Consider the following 18,111-nt stretch of genomic DNA (forward strand, 5'->3'; position numbering starts at 1 on the left):
ATCGACATGACCGTAAGGAGCTGAACGTGTTCGCCTGGTGGGGTCGAACGGTGTACCAGTACCGATACATAGTGATCGGTGTCATGGTCGCACTGTGCCTGGGCGGCGGCGTCTACGGCATCAGCCTGGGACAGCACGTCACCCAGAGCGGGTTCTACGACGAGGGCAGCCAGTCTGTCCACGCGTCCGTCACGTCCGACGAGGCCTACGGCCGCGATCGGACCAGCCATGTAGTCGCGATCCTGACGCCGCCCGACGGCGAGAAGGTCACCGACCCGCAGTGGCAGAAGGAAGTCACCGACGAGCTGAACACCCTCGTCGCCGACCACGAGGACCAGATCGTCAGCTGGGTCGGGTGGCTGCGCGCACCCGACAGCACGGCCGAGACCGTGCAGCAGATGAAGACCGAGGACGGCTCCAAGACCTTCATCAGCATTCCGCTCAAGGGCGAAAGCGACGACGAGATCCTGAAGAACTACCAGGTCATCGAACCCGAGCTGTCCGAGGTCAACGACGGCAACATCCAGCTCGCCGGCCTCAACCCGCTCGCCAGCGAGCTCACCGGCACCATCGGCGAGGACCAGAAGCGTGCCGAGGTCGCCGCCATCCCCCTGGTCTGCGTGGTGCTCTTCTTCGTCTTCGGCGGGGTCATCGCCGCGGCCCTGCCCGGCATCATCGGCGGTCTGACGATCGCCGGTGCGCTGGGCATCATGCGGCTGTTCGCCGAATTCATGCCGGTGCACTTCTTCGCCCAGCCGGTGGTGACCCTGATGGGCCTCGGCATCGCGATCGACTACGGCCTGTTCATGGTGTCCCGTTTCCGCGAGGAGATCGCGGAAGGCTACGACACGGAGGCGGCGGTACGCCGCACCGTGATGACGTCGGGCCGCACGGTCATGTTCTCCGCCGTGATCCTGGTCGCCTCGTCGGTGCCGCTGCTGCTGTTCCCGCAGGGCTTCCTGAAGTCCATCACCTACGCGATCATCGCGTCGGTCATGCTCGCGGCGATCCTGTCGATCACCGTGCTGCCCGCCGCGCTCGCCATCCTGGGCCCCCGCGTCGACGCACTCGGCGTGCGCTGGCTGCTCAAGTTCATCCAGGCCGACTACCCGGCCGCCGACAGCGGCGCCCGCACCAACACGCTAGCCATCGCCTCCATCCCGACCGGCCTGCTGGTCCCGCCCGTCGGCATAGCGCTCGGTCACCTCGCCCGCAAGAAGATCCGGTACTCCGGTGAGCAGGGTCTGCCGCTGACCGTCATCGGGCTGGCGCTCGGCTACGTCGGCACCCTCGGCGGGCTGGCCTACCTGATCATCGACAACAAAGAGTCGCTGGACGGCGGGCTGTACTGGGTGCTACTCGGCATCGTGATCTTCGTCGCCGTGATCGCCGGTGGTCTGGCGCTGGCGCGCTACGTGCCCCTGGCCCGCGGACCCATCGTGTGGTGGGTCGAATGGCTGGCCGAGAAGACGCAGAAGACCAAGACGCGCGCCGAGGTCGAGAAGGGCTTCTGGGGCCGCCTGGTCAACGTTGTGATGAAGCGGCCGATCGCGTTCGCCGCCCCGATTCTGATCGTGATGATCCTGCTGGTCATCCCGCTGGGCCAGCTGGCCCTCGGCGGCATCAGCGAGAAGTACCTCCCCCCGGACAACGGCGTGCGCCAGGCCCAGGAGGACTTCGACCGCAGCTTCCCCGGTTTCCGTACCGAGCCGCTGACGCTGGTGATCGAGCGCCAGGACGGCGAGCCGGTCACCGAACAGCAGCTCGCCGAGGTCCGCGCCAAGGCGATGACGGTCAGCGGTTTCATCGATCCGGACAACGACCCGTCGAAGATGTGGCAGGAGCGTTCCGTCCAGGAGGGCGGCACGAAGGACCCGTCGATCCGCGTGCTGCAGAACGGTTTGATCAACCGCAATGACGCGTCGCAGAAGATCGACGAGCTGCGGTCCATCCAGCCTCCGCGCGGACTCGACATCTCCGTCGGCGGCACACCGGCGCTCGAGCAGGACTCCATCCACAGTCTGTTCGACAAGCTGCCCGTGATGGTCCTGGTGCTGATCGTGACGACGACCATCCTGATGTTCCTGGCGTTCGGCTCGATCGTGCTGCCCATCAAGGCGGCGTTGATGAGCGCGCTGACGCTGGGTTCGACGATGGGCATCCTGACGTGGATGTTTGTCGACGGGCACGGCGCCGGCCTGATGAACTACACGCCGCAGCCGCTGATGGCCCCGATGATCGGTCTGATCATCGCCGTGATCTGGGGTCTGTCGACCGACTACGAGGTGTTCCTGGTCTCGCGCATGGTGGAGGCCCGGGAGCGTGGCCTCTCGACCGCCGAGGCCATCCGCATCGGCACCGCGACCACGGGCCGGCTCATCACCGGCGCCGCGCTGGTGCTGGCCGTCGTCGCGGGCGCGTTCGTGTTCTCCGACCTGGTGATGATGAAGTACCTGGCGTTCGGTCTGCTGATCGCGCTGCTGTTGGACGCCACGATCATCCGTATGTTCCTGGTGCCGGCGATCATGAAGCTGCTCGGCGACGACTGCTGGTGGGCGCCCCGCTGGATGAAGCGGATCCAGGACCGGCTCGGCCTCGGCGAGACCGAACTGCCCGACGAGCGCAAACGGCCCGCGGTCCGCGAGGAGCGCGACGAACCGGCCGAAGCGCTGGTCGGCGCAGGCGGCCCGCCGCCGGCGATGGCAGGCGCCCGCGCCCTGCCCCACGATCCGACCCACCCGGCTCCGGGACGGCCCGCCCCGGCCCGTTTCCCGGCGACGACGTCCCGGATGCCGGCACCGCCGCGCAGCGGTGACCAGGCGGGTGCGACGACCCGCATCCCGGCGCCGCCTCGGCCCCCGACGGCTCCCCCGCCGCCGGCACCCGCCGACGAGCCGCAGACGACGCGGCTCTCGATCGCGAAGAACGCCGTCCGCAACGCGGTCAGCGGCGCCACCCAGCGTTCACGTCCGGAAACCCCCGCGCCCCGCGAGGAGCGGGAGATCGAGTCGTGGCTCGGCGACCTGCGTGGCACCGGCGGGGCGAGCGGTGCCCCGGCGACCCCGCCGCAGCCTTCTGCGCAGCCCACCCGGGCGATGCAGGATCCGGCGGCCGGCAACGAGCCGACCACCGCGGTGCCGGCCCAGTCGCAGGACGACGACGCCGACGATGCGGCGACGCGCGCGATCCCGACGCCCCGCAAGACCGATGCCGACGCCGCGACGGAGAAGCTCAACACCCGCCCGGACGACGAGACGCCGCGCCGCGGCGGGCACGGGGTGAGCGCAGCAGACCTGCTGCGGCGCGAGGGCCGGCTCTGACCGTCGGGACCTAGTCGACCTCGTCGGGTTCGGCGTTGACCAGGGCCTCGTCCTCGGCTTCCATGGCCTCTTCCTCGGCCTGTGGATCGTCGGCCGTCAGCACCCTGATCGCGCTGTTGAGGAACGCCAGAGCCGGCACCGCCAGCAGCGCGCCGACGATTCCGGCCAGCACGCCGCCGCCGGCGATCACCAGCACGATCGCCAGTGGGTGGATCGCGACGGCGCGGCCCATCACCAGCGGCTGCAGCACGTGGCCCTCCAGCTGCTGCACGGCGATGATCAGGCCGAACGTGATCAGCGCGTAGATCCAGCCCTTAGCGATGAGCGCCACGATCACCGCGACGAAACCGGTGACGACGGCGCCGACCAGCGGGACGAACGCGCCCATGAACACCAGCGATGCCAGCGGCAGCGCCAGGGGCACGCCCATGATGGCCAGGCCCACGCCGATGCCGATCGCGTCGACCGCGGCGACCAGGAACGTCGCCCGCACGTAGCCGATCAGCGAGCGGAAGCCCGCGCGGCCGGCGTCACGCACCCGCCCCCGCACGTGCGACGGGAAGATCTTGGTGATGAAGCCGAAGATGTTGCGGCCGCCGTGCAGCAGGAAGATCAGCGTGAAGAAGACCAGCAGCGCCCCGGTGAGGATCTCGGTCAGCGTTCCGGCCGTCGACAGCGCCCCGCTGGTCAGCTTCTCCTGATTGCTCTGCAGCGCCTCGATCGCGGTGTCGCGGGCTTGGTTGATCTGCTGATCGCTGACCTGCAGCGGCCCGTCGGTCAACCACCTGCCGACGCCCTCGATGCTGGTCGAGACCTGTCCGACCAGGTCCGGTGCGCCCTCGACGAACTGCGTGACCACGAACGCGAGCAGTCCGCCGAACAGCGCGAAACCGGTCAGCAGCACGAGCGCGACGGCGCCACCGCGAGGCGCTCCGCGCCGGTCCAGGAAGTCGACCACGGGCATCAGCAACGCGGCGATGATGGTGGCCAGCGCGACGGGAACGACGAGGATCTCCAGACGCAGCATCAGCCAGAGCACGGTCAGCACCGCGGCGAAGATGACCAGCAACCGCCAGGACCACGCGGCGGCCCTGCGCACCATCGGAGACACCGATTCGTCGGCGAATGTGTCGAAGGACTGGCGGGCTGACATTCCGGTAGCGTAACGGCCTTCTCCGCCGTGGCCCCGGATCTGCGGTTTCCGTGTGAACACGGCTTACCCTGTACGGCGTGTCCCCCGACGCCTCCGCGAGCGAGACCCAGGCCGGGACCGCCGGCCCGGATCGGGCCCGCGGTAAGTACTGGTGGCTGCGCTGGGTGCTCATCGTCCTGGCCGTGGTCGTGCTGACCGTCGAGCTCGCCCTTGTCCGCGACCAGCTGGCCAAGGCGTGGAAGAGCCTGATGTCGGCGAACCTGCTGTGGGTGTTGGCCGCCGCCGCGGCGGCGATGGCCTCGATGCACAGCTTCGCCCAGATCCAGCGCACGCTGTTGCGCTCGGCGGGCGTGCGGGTGCACCAGTGGCGCTCCGAGGCGGCGTTCTACGCCGGCAACGCGCTGTCCACGACGTTGCCCGGTGGCCCCGTACTGTCGGCGACCTTCATCTACCGGCAGCAAAGGCTCTGGGGCGCAACACCTTTGGTGGCTTCCTGGCAGCTGGTGATGTCGGGCGTGCTGCAGGTGATCGGTCTGGCGCTGCTCGGCCTCGGCGGGGCGTTCCTGCTCGGCGCCAGCAAGAACCCGCTGTCGCTGATCTTCTCACTCGGTGGTTTCCTGGCGCTGATCCTGCTCGCCCAGGCGGTGGCCACCAGACCGGAGCTGATCGACGGGATCGGCGTCCGGGTGCTGACGTGGGTGAACTCGGTGCGCGGCAAGCCCACCGAGACGGGCCTGGCCAAGTGGCGCGAGATCCTCGCCCAGCTGGAGTCGGTGCAGCTCGGCCGCCGCGATCTGGGCGTCGCGTTCAGCTGGTCGTTCTTCAACTGGGTCGCCGACGTCGCGTGCCTGCTGTTCGCCTGCTATGCCACCGGCGGGCATCCCTCGCTGGCCGGTGTGACGGTCGCGTACGCGGCGGCCCGCGCCGTCGGGTCGATCCCGCTCATGCCCGGCGGCCTGCTGGTGGTGGAGGCGGTGCTGGTCCCCGGCCTGGTCTCCAGCGGCATGTCCCTGGCCTCGGCGATCTCGGCGATGCTGATCTACCGGCTGGTGAGCTGGATCTTCATCTCCGCGATCGGCTGGGTGATCTTCTTCTTCATGTTCCGCACCGAGAGCGCTCTGGACCCCGACCCCGCCGCGGCTCCTCCGGACACCCCCGACACGTCCGGGGCGCCGCCGGGCGAATCGCAGCGCTAGCCTTTCGACGTGAGGAACGAGACGACCACGCAGCGGTCCGCCGCGGCTAAGGCGCTCGCCGCCGACCTTGTCTGCGTGGTCGTGTTCTGCACGATCGGGCGCCGGAGCCACGCCGAGGGACTCACCGTCGGCGGCGTGCTCGAGACGGCCTGGCCCTTCCTGACCGGAACCGGCGTGGGCTGGCTGCTGGCCCGCGGCTGGCAGCGTCCTGCTTCGTTGGCGCCCACCGGCCTGGTGGTGTGGATCGCGACGGTGGTCGTCGGGATGCTGTTGCGCAAGCTCACCGGTCAGGGCACCGCGACGAGCTTCATCGTCGTGGCGTCGTTGACCACCGCGGTCCTGCTGCTCGGCTGGCGCGGCATCGCGGTGGCGCTGTCGCGGCGCTCATGACTCCGAATCATGTTGCCGCTCAGGCGACGTGGACACCGTCAGGGTGGCCCGAAGGCCGCCGAGCGGGCTGTCGCTGAGGGCGATCGCGCCGCCGTGCAGCGCGGCCTGCTGCGCCACCAGCGCCAGCCCGAGACCTGATCCGCCCGGCGCGGCGTTGCTGCCGCGCGAGAACCGGCCCAGCACCGTCTGGTGTTCCTCGGCCGGCAGACCGCGCCCGTTGTCGTCGACGACGATCGTGAGGCCGTCCCCGTTGCGGTGCGCCGCCAGGGCGATGCGCGTCGCGGACCCGTGCGTGATCGCGTTGCGCACCAGATTGTCTACGGCGAGCCGGAGGCCGCTGGGCCAGCCGAGGACGGCGTCCAGGTCGTCGGCGGCGTCGATGTCGATCTGCACGTCGCGGCTGACGCGCATGTTCTCGCGGGCCACCCGGTCGAGCATGTCGGCGACGTCGATCACCTCACGGTCCTCGACCTGCGCGAGTTGCCCCGACGCCAGCTGGCCGAGCGCGGTGATGATGCCCTCCACCCGACGTTGGGCGCGCGACAGGTCGGCCACGACCTCGGCGCGTTCGTCCTCGGGCAGGTTGTGGATGCGCAGCGTGTCGAGGTCGGCGCGCATCGCGGTCAGCGGGGTGCGGAGCTCGTGTGCGGCGTTGGCCGCGAAGTCCTGCGCGGCCTGCAACGAGTTGGTGGTGGCACGCTGTGCGGCGGCCAGCCGGTCCAGCATCGCGCTCATCGCCTCCGACAGGTCCTCGGCCTCGCGCACCCCGTGCACCGCGGGCATCTGTTCGGCGCCGTCGCCGAGCTGCTTGGTGTGCTCGGTCAGCTTGCGCAGCGGCCGGATGGCCGGGCCCGCCAGCAGCCAACCCATCACGCCGGCCAGCAGCACGGTCACCACCCCGACCCCGATGTAGAACGGGATCCGGGCCCGGCTCAGCAGAATGCTGTCGGCGCGGATGCCGATCGACATCAGGACTCCGCCCCGTTCGTCGACCGGCAGGGTGCGCACCCGGTACTCGACGCCGTTGACCATCACCGTTTCGGTGCCCGGCGGCAGCGGAGGCAACTGGAACCCTCGCTGGAACACGACCTGCCCTGACGAGCGGGAGCGGCCCGTCTGCAGCACCCCACGCCGCGGATCGGTCAGCTGGTCGGGGAACACGCTGGCGTCGACGATCGCGTCGAGACGCCGATCCAGCTGTGCCTCATCGTTGTTCGCGAGCACCAGCGAGGTCAGGATCGTGAAGGCGGCGACGACGGCAGCGGCCGCGGCGGCCGCCGCGATGGCCACCCTGGTGCGCAGGGAAGCCGACCGGAGAAAGCGTGGGAGCTTCAGGGCTCTTCCCGCAGGACGTAGCCGATCCCGCGGACGGTGTGGATCACCCGCGGCAGCCCGTCGCGTTCCAGTTTGCGCCGCAGATACGAGACGAACACGTCGGCGACGTTGGTGTCGACGTCGAAGTCGTAGCCCCAGACCAACTCGAGCAGGCGCTGACGGCTCAGCACCACACCGGCGTTCTCCGCGAGCGCGGCCAGCAGATCGAACTCTCGCTTGGTCAGCTCCACGCGTTCACCGGCGACGAAGACCAGCCGCCGGGCGGTGTCAATCGTCAGCGATCCGACGGTCATCGTGTCCGAGGTCGGATCGGAGTGATGGGCCCGCCGCAGCAGTGCGTGCAGCCGAGCGACGAGCTCGCCCAGATCGAAGGGCTTGGTCAGATAGTCGTCGGCGCCCGCCTCGAGCCCGGCGATGCGGTCGTTGACGGTATCGCGGGCCGACAGCACGCAGATCGGGATGTCGTTGCCCAGCGCACGCAGCGCGGTGACCACCGCGACCCCGTCGAGTTCGGGCATCTGCACGTCGAGCACCAGGGCGTCGTGCGATTCGCTCGACAACAGCCGTAGCGCTTCGCGGCCCGTCGCCGCAACCCGGACGTCGAACCCCGAATGCCGCAGACCCCGGGCCACCGACGTCCGGACATCGGGGTCGTCGTCGACCATCAGAACCGTCCGACCCGCGCCGTCCTGCCCGGACGGCTCCCCTCCACGAGCGGGCGGAGTGTCTACTCTGTCCCGCACCGTCGTTGCTTAGAAGTTGGGTCCGTCCGGATCTGCAGGCGTGAATCCGCAGCGCTGCTTGATGTCGGCCAGCGGCTGACGCACACCCTTGAGCTCGGCCTCGATCTGCGGGTGGGCGGCCAGGTACTCGGCCACCTCGGCGGTCAGCTGCTCGCGCGGCATCCCGTGCAGGCTGCTGAAGAACGCGTTCACCTCGGGGTGGGTGAACAGGTAGGCGGAGGTGGACGCCGAGACACCGGAGGCGACGCCGGCGAAATCGGCCGCGCTGCAGTTCGGGGGCGGAGGGGCAGGCTGAGCCGACGCGGCGGGGGCTCCGAGGACGCCGAAGAGCGCAGCGCCGGTGACCGCACCCGCGCCCAGCGCGCCCGCAACCGCACGACGCACCATGGGGGCCGAGTTCAACATGAAGGCTCCTTCTCCACACATAGACAGACCGGGCTCGTTTCGGCCGCCGGTCAGGACCATCCTAGAAAGCTAAGCAGAACCGCTGTCCAGTTTCTTGCCTAGCAGTTAATCAATCGTGAGAAAGTCCCGGGCGCGAGCTAGCGCGCGGCCCCGACGTTCTGCGCCGCCGGCTGCGCGGGCCCCTGCTGCGCGGCCTGCATCAGCCCCAGCACCTGCGGCAGCGTGATCGGCAGATTGCAGGTGGCCGACAACGTGACCAGGGGGCGCTGCAGTCGCTGCAGATCCGAGGCGACCTGGGGGTTCGCGTCGAAGTATGCCTTGAGGGCCGCGACAGACTCCGGCCCGCTCTGCTGCTGGGTGGCGGCGGTGATCGCCTGGTCGGTCTTCGGATTCGCCTCCAGGTAGTTGCCGGTGTAGGTCGCGACCTCGGCGACGGTCCGCGCGACCTCGCTGGCCGCGCACGTCCCGGGCGCGGCGGACGCCACGGGCGTCGGCGTGCCGGCCAACGTCAGCGCGCTCGTGACGGCGGCGAACGCGACGGCCATCGCCGGCCGGGTCACGAACGAGGTGAAATCCCAGGATGGATTCATGACGAACTCCTAACAGTTCGCTAACGACACACGCGTTTCGCAAACTCGCTGCGATCATTGGCAGTGTCGCTCAGCAGGGTCCCCGACGCCTGTACCACTCGACCACATACTGCCATCGCTTCGCCGCGGCTGACGAATCCGGAGCCGCCTCAGACCTGCATTAGAGCTGCATGAGGCATTTCTGGCAGCCCTTACGAGGGCGGTCACCGCACAGATCGCTGCTGTACGCTTCGGCTACGGACAGCCGGGGAGAAAGTGGGGAGTTCCGATCCAGCAGTTCATGATGCGCGTGAGCAGCAACCTGCGCAGGTTCCGCTGGGCGGTCTTCGCGCTGTGGCTGCTGCTCCTGGTGCCGTCGGTGTACTTGGCCATGAACCAGGCCGGCAACCTCACCGGCGGCGGCTTCGAGGTCGCCGGCTCGCAATCGCTTCATGTGCAGCGCCAGCTCGAAGCGCAGTTCCCCGACCAGGGTGCCTCTCCCCTGGCGCTGGTCGCCGCGCCGCGTCCGGACGCGTCCTTCGAGGACATGAACAATGCTGTCGCCCAACTGGAGAGCCTCGCGGCCGAGGTGCCCAGCATCACCGTCGTCCCCACCCCGCAGCAGCCCCCGCCGCAACCCGACCGCCCGTATGTCATCACGCTGCAGCTCGGCTTCGAGAACACCGGCGCCGTGGACATCGCCAAACAGCTGCGCGAGAAGGTCGGCGTGGACGGCGAGGAGCCCGGCGAGACGGCCGACGGCAAAGTCCGGCTCTACGTCATCGGCCAGGGCGCGCTCGGCGCCGCCGCCACCGAGGCCACCAAGCACGACATCGCCCAGGCCGAGAAGTGGAACTTCCCGATCGTCCTGATCATCCTGCTCGCGGTGTTCGGATCCCTGGCCGCCGCGGCGATGCCGCTACTGCTGGGCGTGTGCACGGTCGTGGTCACGATGGGCGTCGTCTTCGTGCTGTCGATGTCGATGACGATGTCGGTGTTCGTCACCTCGACGGTGTCGATGTTCGGCATCGCTGTGGCCATCGACTACTCCCTGTTCATCCTGATGCGGTTCCGCGAGGAGTTGCGCGCCGGGCGAGAACCCGAGGACGCCGCCGACGCGGCGATGGCGACGTCAGGTCTGGCCGTCGTGCTGTCCGGCCTGACGGTCATCGCGTCGGTCACCGGCATCTACCTGATCAACACCCCGGTGCTGCAGTCGATGGCGACCGGCGCGATCCTCGCGGTCGCCGTGGCGGTGCTGACCTCGACCACGCTGACGCCCGCCGTCCTGGCGACGTTCGGCCGGCGCGCGGCCAAGCGCTCGTCGTACCTGCATTGGGGCCGCGGGGTGGAGGCCACCCAGTCGAAGTTCTGGACCCGGTGGACCGGCTGGGTCATGCGCAGGCCGTGGCTGTCGGCGACCGCGGCCGCCGCGCTGCTGCTGGCGTTCGCCGCCCCGGCCTTCTCGATGATGCTCGGCAACAGCATGCAGCGGCAGTTCGACGCCACCCATGAGATCCGCGGCGGGGTGAACGCCGCGGCCGAGGCACTGGGCCCCGGCGCGCTCGGCCCGGTGCGCGTCCTGGTGACGTTCCCCGACGGCAGCGCCGCGTCCGCGCCGGCCAAGGAGCCGCTGCTGGCGGCCCTGCGCCAGAAGATGTCCGAGGCGCCCAACACGGTGTCGGTGTCGCCGCCGGTCTTCGGCACCGACTACCGCAGCGCGCTGCTGTCGGCTGTGCTGTCGGTCGACCCCGAGGACATGGGCGCCCGCGACACCGTCGACTGGATGCGCGCCGAGTTGCCCCCCGTGGCCGGCGACGCCGCCACCATCGACGTCGGCGGCCCGACGGCGCTGATCAAGGACTTCGACGACCGGGTCGCCGAGACCCAGCCGCTGGTGTTCCTGTTCGTGGCGCTGATCGCGTTCGTGATGCTGCTGGTCTCGATCCGCTCGGTGTTCCTGGCGTTCAAGGGCGTCGTGATGACGGTGCTCTCGGTGGCCGCGGCCTACGGGTCGCTGGTGGTGGTGTTCCAGTGGGGCTGGCTGGAGGATCTCGGGTTCGAGAAGATCTCGTCGCTGGACAGCACGATCCCGCCGCTGGTGCTGGCCCTGACCTTCGGGTTGTCGATGGACTACGAGATCTTCCTGCTCACCCGGATCCGGGAACGCTTCCTGCAGACGGGCAACACCCGCGACGCCGTCGCCTACGGGGTGTCCACCAGCGCACGGACCATCACCAGCGCAGCGCTCATCATGATCGCGGTCTTCATCGGGTTCGCGTTCGCGGGCATGCCGCTGGTGGCCCAGCTCGGCGTCGCGTGCGCGGTGGCCATCGCGGTCGACGCGACGGTGGTCCGGCTGGTGCTGGTGCCCGCTCTGATGGCGATGTTCGACGAGTGGAACTGGTGGCTGCCACGCTGGCTGGACCGCGTCCTGCCGTCGGTCGACTTCGAGAAGCCACTACCCAAGGCCGACATCGGCGACCTGGTCATCATCCCCGACGACATCTCGGCGCTCGCCCCGTCCGGCTCTGACCTGCGCACCGTGGTGAAATCCGCCGCGAAGCTGAAAACGCTTGCCCCGCAGGCGATCACCGTTGCCGACCCACTGGCCTTCAGCGGTTGCCAGCCGTGCGGGAAGATGACGGGCACCCGGGTCGGGCGCGACGAGCGGATCACCGCCGCGGTCAGCAACCGCGCCCACGGCAAGACGGTCGCGGTGAAGCTGCCCAAGCACCCGGTCACCATGTGGCGCGGCAGGCTGGACGTGGCCCTCGACGCGCTGGCCGTCGAGCGCGCCGGACCCGACGACGCCTACCCCCGTATCGAGCGCACCAGCCCGATGGAGACCACCAACGTTCTGCTGCCCACCGGCGACCGCCTGCAGATCCCGACCGGGGCCGAGACGCTGCGGCTGAAGAGCTACCTGATCGTCGAACGCAACACCGCCCGCGACTACACCGAGTTCGCCGAACTCGTGGATTCGATGGACTCGAACACCGCGGCTGAAGTGCTGGCGGGCATGGATCGGTACTACTCTGGTCCACCGGCACGCGCGCAGCGGGCGACCGCCCACAATCAGCACTGGGTGGCCACGCAGCTGGTGCGCAAGCTGGCCGATCCTGCGCCGTCCGACGGACCGGACATCGCGGCGGCCGGTGCCGACGGAGAAGCGGAATGGGCGAAGGTCAGGCAGCGCTGCCTTTCGGTGGCGGTGGCCATGCTGGAGGAGACGAGGTGACGGTGACCTCGAACGTACGAGGCACACATCACGAGGGCGCCGAGGCGTCGTCGCGGAACCGCCCTTCGTCGACCCCTGCGGACAACCGCCCCGTCGAGTTCTGGCCGACCGCGGCGATCCGGGCCGCGCTGGAGAACGACGACCTCAGCGTCTGGCAGCGCATCGTCGTCGCGATCAAACGCGACCCGTTCGGCAGGACGGCCCGCCAGGTCGAGGAAGTGCTGGAGACGGCGCGCCCCTACGGGGTGTCGCGGGCGATGTCGGAGGTGCTGACCCGCACCCGCGAGCACCTCGAGGCCAACGAGTGCGCCGAGGTGGCCCGTCACGTGCACCTGCTGCTGGAGCGCTCCGGGCTGGGCGAGCAGGAATTCGCCTCGCGCATCGGCGTACCCGCCGAGGATTTCGCCGCGTACTTGCGCGGCACCACGAGTCCCGCGGCCTCCCTGATGATCCGCATGGGCCGCTTGTCCGACCGGTTCGCCAAGATGCGTTCCCAACGCGCCACCGACTGACGGCGGACCGGTGGCTCACCTGCTGATCCCGGGGGCGGGCGGCAGCGCCTGGTACTGGCACCGTGTCGTCCCGCTGCTGGAGCAGGCCGGCGTGGAGGCCGTCGCGGTGGACCTGCCCGCCGACGACGAGGACGCCGACCTGCTGACCTACGCCGACATCGCGTCGGTCGCGGCGATGGACACCGACGGCCCGTTGACGATCGTCGGTCAGTCGATGGGTGCGCTGACCGCGCCGATCGTCGCCGAGCGCCTGCCGACGGCCTCGCTGATCCTGCTCAACCCGATGGTCCCGGCTCCTGGCGAGTCGCCCGGCAACTGGTGGTCGAACACCGGTCAGGAACAGGCCCAGGTAGCCCACTTCCGTGAGATCGGGCTCGGCAGAACGGAATTCGACTTCGTCGAGGACTTCTTCCACGACGTCCCCGCCGACGTGCGCGACGAGGCACTACGCAGACCCGAACCCGAGCAGTCCGAGGCGCCCTTCGCCGAACCGTGGCCGCTGCCGTACTGGCCCGATGTGCCGACCCGCGTGCTCGCGGGCCGCGACGACCGGCTGTTCCCGCTGGAGTTCCAGCGCCGTGTGGTCCGCGAACGCCTCGGTCTCGACATCGAGGTCATCCCCGGCGGGCACCTCGCCGCACTCAGCCGTCCCGACGCCGTGGCCGCCGCACTGCTCGCCGCACCGTAGCGGCCGGAATACCGGAAAGCGCCCCCCTCGCCGAACCCTAGGATGGGACGGACACCCAGAGCGGGGGCCAGGGGAGGTACACCGAGTGACGCAGCGGCCGGGAGAGTGGGACGGAACCGATCCGCCCCGAGGCACGCCGAACAATCCACCGCAGGTGGATCCGGACGGCCCGACGACCGTCGTCCCCCGGCAGCAACCCACAGGACCAAGCTGGGGCGGCCCGCCGCCCCCACCGAGCCCTCCGCAGCGCCCCCAGGAGGCGCCGTCGTGGGGCACGCCCCCGCCACCGCAACAGCCCCCCCCGCCGCCGCCGCAACAGCCGCCGTGGCCCGGTCAGCCTCCGCAGTACCCGCAGCAGCCCTATCCGGGGATGCCGCAGTACCCCGCCCCTGCCCAGCAGAAGAAGCGGCGCACCCCGCTGATCATCGGCGGTGCCGTGCTGGCGGTGATCATCCTGGCCGCAGGCGCCACGTTCGCGGTCACCCGGCTCGGCGGCGGTTCCGGCGGTGGACTCTCGCCCAGCGAGACCGTCCAGGCCTACCTCGACGCCCTGGCCGCCGGCGACGCCGAGAAAGCGCTGTCGTTCGGCAAGACCCAACCGGCCAGCACCGAACTGCTGACCTCCGACATCCTGAAGAAGCAGATCGAAGAAGCGCCGATCACGAACATCCGGATCCTCAGCAACGACGAGGCGCTGGAGAACATCGGGATGGCCACGGTGCAGGTCGCGGCGAACTTCGGCGACGCGGTCTCCGACACACAACTTCGCCTGAGCAAGGTCGAGGAGGAGTGGAAGCTCGAGACCGCCACGGTGAAGATCGACCCGCCCAACAGTGTGGGCGGTGACGACGACGCGACCAAGACGCTGACGGTGTTCGACCAACCGATCGAGCAGAACGCCATCTACGTGTTCCCCGGCTATCTCGAGATCGGCAGCTCCAACAAGTACCTCGACGTCACCAGCGAGCCGGTGCTGCTGGACAAGCTGTACCTCGGAAGTGGGTATCTGCAGCCGACATTCGAGCTCAACGCCGAAGGCAAGAGCGCCATCAACACGGCACTCAAGGATGCCTATGCGGCATGTGAGAAGTCCTCGCTGATGTCGCCGCCGGGGTGCCCGGCCACGTTGCGCTCGGGCGACGCCCTGGAAGGCAGCGTGCGCTGGGGCCGTGCCGATCTCGACGCCGTGAAGATCGGCAACCTCGACCCGTACCGCCTCGAAGTCAGCCTCAACGGCGACGTCGAGATCCCGGTCGACTTCCAGACCCGGCGGGGTCCGCAGACCGGAACGGTCACCAACTACCTGTACGCCGATGCCGACCTGACCAGAACACCGTTGGTCATCGACTTCGGGTAGCGCTCAAGCAGCGCTATCCGCTGCGGCGCAGGCTCAGCACGTGCCCGGTCACCGGTCCGTCGCCGAGCAACCGGCCCATCTGACCGGACTGTTCCTCGGACAGTTGCCATGCCCGTTCGTGTCCATGGCGTTCACGCAGCGCGTCCTCGACCGTGTTCACCGCGTTCTCCCATGCGTCGGGGATGGCGGGAAGGTCTGCGGTGCACAGGCGGTCGTCGATCCGCAGCCCCGCCTGATCGAGCAGCCGCCCCAGCGACTCCTCGGTCGGGAAGTGGTTGCCGTCGGGTTGCTCGTCGGGCGAGAGTGTGGGATCGGCGATGAACACCAGCATCCCGATGCGGCCGGGGGGCCGCACCACCCTTCGCAGTTCGGTAAGCAGTTCGCGTTGATCGGGCATGGTGCACAGCACGCCGAGACACCATGCGGTGTCGAAGGATTCGTCGGCGAACGGCAGTTGCGCCGCCGAGGCCGAGACCACGGGGCGGCCGAACAGCGAGCGCGCGGCGCGGCAGGCACCGAGTTCGGGTTCGGCGAGCACCGGCAGGACGTCACGGGCGCGCGCGGCGTACGCCGCAGGCCCACCGACCCCCGCGCCGCAGTCGAGGAGGGTCTCGCCGGCCTGCAGGTCGAGCTCGTGGAGCATCCAGTCCAGCGCCGCCGGGTTGCCACTGCCCCGGCACCCGGCCGGAATGTAGAAGTCCGGGCCCAGGTCGCGCGCCACCTCCGCGGTCCATTCGGCGACGGTGTCGAACTCGGCGGACATGGCCTCGCCGGCGTCAGTCATTCATCCCTACCTCTTCGCGGATTCGTTGTCCCACTTCGGCTTTGATCTGTGCTCCGACGCGGGTGCCGGAACCCGAGGCGAGCCCGGAGATGTTGACCCCGGCCACGCCGTCGATGGCGAGCAGGGCCCGCGCCTCGGCGACCGCCGCGGCGATGCCCGCCTCCCGTGGATCCGGCGCCGACAGGATCGACTCGACGACGGCGGTGTCGAGCGCGAGACCGGGCAGTCCCTGCAGCACGGCCGCCGACACCTCGTCGGTCAGCACTGCGACGGCGGCGAGCACCGGGATCGACAGCCCCGCCCCGATCGCGGCGGCCATGAAGTCGGCCACCAGGCCGGGGGTCGAAACATGGTTCAGGACAGCGATTCCGGCCCCGGCCCGCTGCTTCTCGACCAGTCGGCGGGGCCGCTCGGTGACCGGCGGGGCGGTGGGTGTCTCGGGCACCGCGGCCGTGACCCCCAGCGAGGAGGCGAACGACGCCAACCGCGGGCCGTCCAGGTCGAAGGTCTGCGTGACGTCGGGGCGGACGTCGTAGGCACGCCCGTCGCCGGTCACGCACAGCACCGTCTGCACGCCGAGGTGCTGAAGCCCGCGCAGCTCCTGTTCGAGCACTACGCGGTTGCGGTCGCGGCAGGACAGGGTGATCCACGGGACGACGCCGCCGTCGAGCAGCATCGGCGCCATCAGGGCGGGCGGGAAGTCGGGCCGATTCTGATGCTCACCGACCAGCACGGCGTCACACGACGCGGACAGGGCGGTCGCGGTCGCGGCTAGGTCCGCGGGGTCGAACGGGGCGCAGCTGAAGTCGGTGAGGATCAGGGGCGCCGACACTGCGCGGGGCTCGGCGACGGCGCCGCTCCACTCCACAACGGACGGGAAGGCGCACGGCCCGGTGCGCATTTCGCATTGCCCGTCGGGTCGGACCCCGCCGCAGGGGCCGTTGTGCATCCGCTTCGGGCAGTCCTGGACCGCGAGGAGTTCCTCGCCCACGCTCATCGCCATCAGCCCCTACCTCGACGGGGCCGTCGACGACCCTCCTCCTCTGGCCACGGGGGTTTCCCGAAACGGCCGGAGTTAGTCCTGGCAGTTGGTTCGGGGCGGTGAGACCCTCGGCCGTCAGCGGGCGTGGATCGGGGACACGTCCTGGACGACCCAGCGCCCGTCCACCTTGGACAGGGCCACCCGCAGCGCCAGCACGGCGGTGTCGGGCTGTGCGCCCGGGCTGGACTGCGTGCCACGCAGGATCACCGCCACGCTGGCGGCATCGGGGCCGATGGCCTCCAGACCCGCCGACACGGTGCTCGCCTGCGCGGAGACGTTACGGCTGCCGAGATCCTTGGCCACCGCGGCGAACTCGTTCTTGAACCGCTCGGCGCTCTCGGCCGACATCATGCCCACCGCCCGGTCGATCGACGCGGTCGGGTTCTGCGGGGTGAACGTCGCCGACGCCTCGGCGACACTGCTGGCGATACCGGTCACCTCGGCGCTGTCGTCGCGCAGTTCGCGGTCCGGCAGGGTCCACTGCGTGTAGCCCACCACGACCGCCGCGATCAGAGCCGCCGTCGCCGTGGCCACCACCGCCAGCCGCAGCCCCGGCCCCTCGTCGTCGGTACCGACGGTGACCGAGTCCCGGCGTGCGAGCGCGAAGTTCACCACGACGCCTTCGACCACCAGCACGCAGAGCACTGAACACACCGACACCCACCACAGCGGCCAGCCCAGGGCGAGCCCGATGTACACCAGCGCCGCCACCGCGACGAGGGGTGCGAGCAGGTCGAAGGCGAGAACGCGCAACCGGTTCCTCATCGGATCGGCTCCAGACGCGAGATGAGCAGCTTCCCGTCGACGTCGGTGACGTCGAGGCGCAGCGTCCACCGGACCGTCTGCGGCTTCTCGGTGCCCGCGTTCTCGCTGACCGAGGTCGCCACCACCAGCACGGTGTCGGTGCGCGAGGCGAACCCGGACAGATCGGCGGCGGCCGGGGCCGGCTGGGCGTCGGGCGCGTCGTGGTGGATGGTCTCGATGGCCACCGAATCGATCTGCCCCTGCGTGCGGGCCTTGAGCGTCTGCACGAGCCGGCGGTACGGCTCCACGCTGGACTCGAAGTCGGCGTTGAGCTGCCCGACGGTGCCTTCGTGCAGCCTGCTCATGTCGGTTTCGACACTGTCGGCGTTCATGTTGATCAGCACCCCCGTCCAGTCGGCCGCGGCCTGCAGCACCTGGGTGCGGTAGCGGAGCTCATCGGTCTCGCTGCGGTGGCCCGACCAGACGAGCGCGGCCAGCACCACGGCGACGACGGCCACCACACCCAGGATCGCCGAGGCGATGCCGTAGGTGCTGAACACACCGCCACGCTGCGGTTGCGGCTCGGGGACGTGCTCGTCGTCGGGCATGCGCGTGAGGGTACCGGGACATTT

At 69.8% G+C, this 18,111-nt stretch carries 16 protein-coding genes; 7 read left to right on the plus strand and 9 right to left on the minus strand.

Going from position 1 to position 18,111, the window contains the following annotated elements; all coding sequences use genetic code 11:
* Window positions 1-26 precede the first annotated feature (26 nt).
* Complete coding sequence (locus FHR72_RS01380; protein ID WP_183466108.1) at window positions 27-3,320, plus strand: MMPL family transporter; 3,294 nt, start codon at window positions 27-29, stop codon at window positions 3,318-3,320.
* A 10-nt stretch (window positions 3,321-3,330) separates the two neighbouring features.
* Here FHR72_RS01380 and FHR72_RS01385 read toward each other — a convergent pair whose 3' ends face one another.
* On the minus strand, window positions 3,331-4,473 hold the full coding sequence (locus tag FHR72_RS01385; RefSeq protein WP_183466109.1) for an AI-2E family transporter: 1,143 nt from the start codon (window positions 4,471-4,473) through the stop codon (window positions 3,331-3,333).
* 77 nt (window positions 4,474-4,550) lie between these two features.
* On the opposite strand from FHR72_RS01385, the gene FHR72_RS01390 reads away from it, so the two are divergent.
* Window positions 4,551-5,669: a lysylphosphatidylglycerol synthase transmembrane domain-containing protein gene (locus FHR72_RS01390; RefSeq protein ID WP_183466110.1), complete on the plus strand. Its 1,119-nt coding sequence runs from the start codon at window positions 4,551-4,553 to the stop codon at window positions 5,667-5,669.
* 9 nt (window positions 5,670-5,678) lie between these two features.
* Window positions 5,679-6,059, plus strand: coding sequence for a DUF3054 domain-containing protein (locus tag FHR72_RS01395; RefSeq protein ID WP_183466111.1), 381 nt, complete (start codon window positions 5,679-5,681; stop codon window positions 6,057-6,059).
* On the opposite strand, the gene FHR72_RS01400 is transcribed toward FHR72_RS01395, so the two are convergent.
* The 4 genes from FHR72_RS01400 to FHR72_RS01415 all read right to left on the minus strand — a co-directional run bounded on the left by FHR72_RS01400 (window position 6,054) and on the right by FHR72_RS01415 (window position 9,132).
* Window positions 6,054-7,394 carry a HAMP domain-containing sensor histidine kinase gene (locus FHR72_RS01400; protein WP_183466565.1) on the minus strand — a complete coding sequence of 447 codons (1,341 nt, stop codon included), beginning with the start codon at window positions 7,392-7,394 and terminating at the stop codon, window positions 6,054-6,056. The genes FHR72_RS01395 and FHR72_RS01400 overlap by 6 nt on opposite strands.
* Window positions 7,391-8,059, minus strand: coding sequence for a response regulator transcription factor (locus FHR72_RS01405; protein WP_183466112.1), 669 nt, complete (start codon window positions 8,057-8,059; stop codon window positions 7,391-7,393). Before FHR72_RS01405 ends, FHR72_RS01400 begins: the two co-directional genes overlap by 4 nt.
* A gap of 87 nt (window positions 8,060-8,146) precedes the next feature.
* Window positions 8,147-8,542: a heme-binding protein gene (locus FHR72_RS01410; protein ID WP_183466113.1), complete on the minus strand. Its 396-nt coding sequence runs from the start codon at window positions 8,540-8,542 to the stop codon at window positions 8,147-8,149.
* A gap of 137 nt (window positions 8,543-8,679) precedes the next feature.
* Window positions 8,680-9,132, minus strand: coding sequence for a hemophore (locus FHR72_RS01415; protein WP_183466114.1), 453 nt, complete (start codon window positions 9,130-9,132; stop codon window positions 8,680-8,682).
* A gap of 280 nt (window positions 9,133-9,412) precedes the next feature.
* Here FHR72_RS01415 and FHR72_RS01420 point away from each other — a divergent pair, with 280 nt between their 5' ends.
* The 4 genes from FHR72_RS01420 (at window position 9,413) to FHR72_RS01435 (ending at window position 14,909) form a co-directional block, all read left to right on the plus strand.
* On the plus strand, window positions 9,413-12,352 hold the full coding sequence (locus FHR72_RS01420) for an MMPL family transporter (RefSeq protein WP_183466115.1): 2,940 nt from the start codon (window positions 9,413-9,415) through the stop codon (window positions 12,350-12,352).
* Window positions 12,349-12,864, plus strand: a complete 516-nt coding sequence (locus FHR72_RS01425) for an XRE family transcriptional regulator (protein WP_183466116.1) — start codon at window positions 12,349-12,351, stop codon at window positions 12,862-12,864. Before FHR72_RS01420 ends, FHR72_RS01425 begins: the two co-directional genes overlap by 4 nt.
* A 10-nt stretch (window positions 12,865-12,874) precedes the next feature.
* A complete protein-coding gene (locus FHR72_RS01430) occupies window positions 12,875-13,552 on the plus strand; it encodes an alpha/beta fold hydrolase (protein WP_183466117.1) in 678 nt (225 codons plus the stop codon).
* Window positions 13,553-13,922: 370 nt separating this feature from the next.
* Window positions 13,923-14,909, plus strand: a complete 987-nt coding sequence (locus FHR72_RS01435) for a DUF4878 domain-containing protein (RefSeq protein WP_183466118.1) — start codon at window positions 13,923-13,925, stop codon at window positions 14,907-14,909.
* 13 nt (window positions 14,910-14,922) lie between these two features.
* Here the strand turns inward: FHR72_RS01435 and FHR72_RS01440 are convergent, their stop codons facing one another.
* The 4 genes from FHR72_RS01440 to FHR72_RS01455 all read right to left on the minus strand — a co-directional run bounded on the left by FHR72_RS01440 (window position 14,923) and on the right by FHR72_RS01455 (window position 18,087).
* Entirely contained in the window at window positions 14,923-15,693 is a 771-nt protein-coding gene (locus tag FHR72_RS01440; RefSeq protein WP_260155715.1) for a class I SAM-dependent methyltransferase, read from the minus strand.
* Window positions 15,686-16,690: a methylenetetrahydrofolate reductase C-terminal domain-containing protein gene (locus FHR72_RS01445; protein ID WP_183466567.1), complete on the minus strand. Its 1,005-nt coding sequence runs from the start codon at window positions 16,688-16,690 to the stop codon at window positions 15,686-15,688. Before FHR72_RS01445 ends, FHR72_RS01440 begins: the two co-directional genes overlap by 8 nt.
* A 120-nt stretch (window positions 16,691-16,810) precedes the next feature.
* Complete coding sequence (locus FHR72_RS01450; protein WP_183466119.1) at window positions 16,811-17,500, minus strand: hypothetical protein; 690 nt, start codon at window positions 17,498-17,500, stop codon at window positions 16,811-16,813.
* Window positions 17,497-18,087 carry an Rv1363c family protein gene (locus FHR72_RS01455; protein WP_183466120.1) on the minus strand — a complete coding sequence of 197 codons (591 nt, stop codon included), beginning with the start codon at window positions 18,085-18,087 and terminating at the stop codon, window positions 17,497-17,499. The genes FHR72_RS01450 and FHR72_RS01455 overlap by 4 nt, the downstream gene beginning before the upstream one ends.
* Window positions 18,088-18,111: the final 24 nt, after the last annotated feature.

This window comes from Mycolicibacterium iranicum, from assembly GCF_014190915.1.
GTDB classification, from domain to species: Bacteria; Actinomycetota; Actinomycetes; order Mycobacteriales; family Mycobacteriaceae; genus Mycobacterium; species Mycobacterium iranicum_B.